General features: G+C 68.8%; 2 protein-coding genes. One reads left to right on the top strand and one right to left on the bottom strand.

Going from position 1 to position 1,820, the window contains the following annotated elements:
* The coding region (locus AB0J08_RS41565) for an IS630 family transposase (RefSeq protein ID WP_360645393.1) at positions 1–1,001 on the bottom strand (1,001 nt) is incomplete at its 3' end.
* A 110-nt stretch (positions 1,002–1,111) separates the two neighbouring features.
* On the opposite strand from AB0J08_RS41565, the gene AB0J08_RS41560 reads away from it, so the two are divergent.
* The gene (locus AB0J08_RS41560) at positions 1,112–1,732 is read left to right on the top strand and encodes a plasmid pRiA4b ORF-3 family protein (protein WP_360645390.1); all 621 of its coding nucleotides are present in this window, start codon (positions 1,112–1,114) and stop codon (positions 1,730–1,732) included.
* Positions 1,733–1,820 lie beyond the last annotated feature (88 nt).

Genomic DNA, 1,820 nt, shown 5'->3' with positions numbered 1-1,820 from the left:
TCGTCGTTGTAAGCGATGGTGAAGTCGCGGATCTTGTCGATGAGGTCGCCTCGGGAGGTGAACTCGCCCCGGCGGAGGAGACGGCGGGCGAGGATCGAGAAGAAGATCTCGATCTGGTTCAGCCATGAGGCATGCTTCGGTGTGTGGTGGACGGTGAACCGCGGATGGGCCGCCAGCCATGCCCGGGTGGCCTTCGCGACATGGGACGAGCCGTTGTCGAGGACGAGGTGGACGTCCAGGGCGGGGTTGATACTCCGGTCCAGCAGCCGCAGGAAGTTGACGAAGGTGACGGAGTTGTTGCGGGTGATGTCCTCGACGAGGACCTGGCCGGTGTGCACGTCGAGGGCGGCGACGATGGAGGCGGTGCCGTGGCGGCGGTATTCGAACTCGCGCTGTTCGGGATGGCCGGGTCTTGCCGGCCGGGTGGGATGGCGTCGGGAACGGGCCTGAATGGCGGTCTTCTCGTCCACGCTGAGGACCACCGATCCTTCGGGCCGGTTCAGATAGAGGGCACACACCTCGGCGGCCTTGGTGTGGAAGTCGGGATCGGCGGGGCGGGTGAGCCAGCCGCGGACCAGGTGCGGCTTGAGGTCCAGGCCGGCCAGGATCCTTCCGACTTGAGAAGCGGAGATCCCCTGTTTGGCAAGGGATTTGGCGATGGACTTGTGGGTCCAGTGGCTGTCGGTGTCGGGCCTGGCGGAGGTCACCGTAGCCACGATCGCCAGGTGAACCTCGGGTCCGTAGCGGCGCGGGCGGCCGGGCCGGCTGCGGTCGTCCAGCGCGGCCAGTCCCTCGTGGTGGAGCCGCTTGCGCCAGCGCCGGACGGTGGCGATGTGTAATCCGTGGCGGCGGGCGATGACGGCGTTCGGGACACCGTCGGCGGCCGCCAGCGCAACCCCGGCCCGTTGGATGCGCCGGAGCGGAGCGCTGCGCGAGTGCGCCAACTGCTCCAGTGTCGCCCGCTGGTTCTCGTCCCAGATCACCGTGAATGGGCTGTGCACCGGCATTTTCCCCACCCTGGACTCGACACGCGCCGGTCATTGTCACGCGGGCGAGTGGGCTGGCGGCCAACGCCCGTGCGGGGACCAGTGCCGCTGGCAGGATTACGGCCATGTCGAACACCAGGCGCGTGAAGCCGCCCACCCGCTCCCGGACCGCCCCGGGAACGTCCGTCCACACGATCAAGATCACCCTGTCCGGTTCCCGGCCCCCGATCTGGCGTCGCCTGCAGGTGCCGTCGAGCACGGATCTGCGGCGGCTGCATGACCAGATCCAGGCCGCGTTCGGGTGGGAGGACTACCACATGTGGGTCTTCGAGGCCGGGCGGGAACGGTACGGGGTCACCGATCGGGACCTGGGAATCCGCAGCGCGGCGGCGGTGTGCCTCGACCAGATCGCCCCCGGCGTCGGCGCGCGGTTCGGCTACACCTACGACTTCGGCGACAACTGGGAGCACGACATCCTCGTCGAGGCCGTCGACGAAGCCGAATCCGGTGTCTCCTACCCGCGCTGCCTCACCGGCCGGCGGGCCGGCCCGCCCGAGGACTGCGGCGGGATCTGGGGATACGAGTACCTCGTCGAGGTTCTCGCCGACCCCGGCAACGAAGAACACGAGGAACGCCTCGAATGGCTCGGCCTCGACTCGGCCGACCAGTTCGACCCCGCCGCGTTCGACCTGGCCGAGATCAACACCGCCCTGGCCAACCACACGACCGTACTGGTCCACGGCTGAATCCGGAGGACCGGGCCCGACCGATCGCCCTCGGGCCCCCACCGGGGGCGATCAAGACCCTCGCAGGATCAATGCGGCGCTGCACTAG

This window comes from Kitasatospora sp. NPDC050463 (genome assembly GCF_040655255.1).
GTDB lineage: Bacteria > Actinomycetota > Actinomycetes > Streptomycetales > Streptomycetaceae > Kitasatospora.
The sequence above is the reverse complement of the archived record's forward strand: the minus strand, read 5'-3'. Positions and strand labels throughout refer to the sequence as shown.

Excerpts from the sequence above, each read along its gene's own strand:
- AB0J08_RS41560 (WP_360645390.1), top strand. The coding sequence starts at position 1,112 with ATGTCGAACACCAGGCGCGTGAAGCCGCCCACCCGCTCCCGGACCGCC.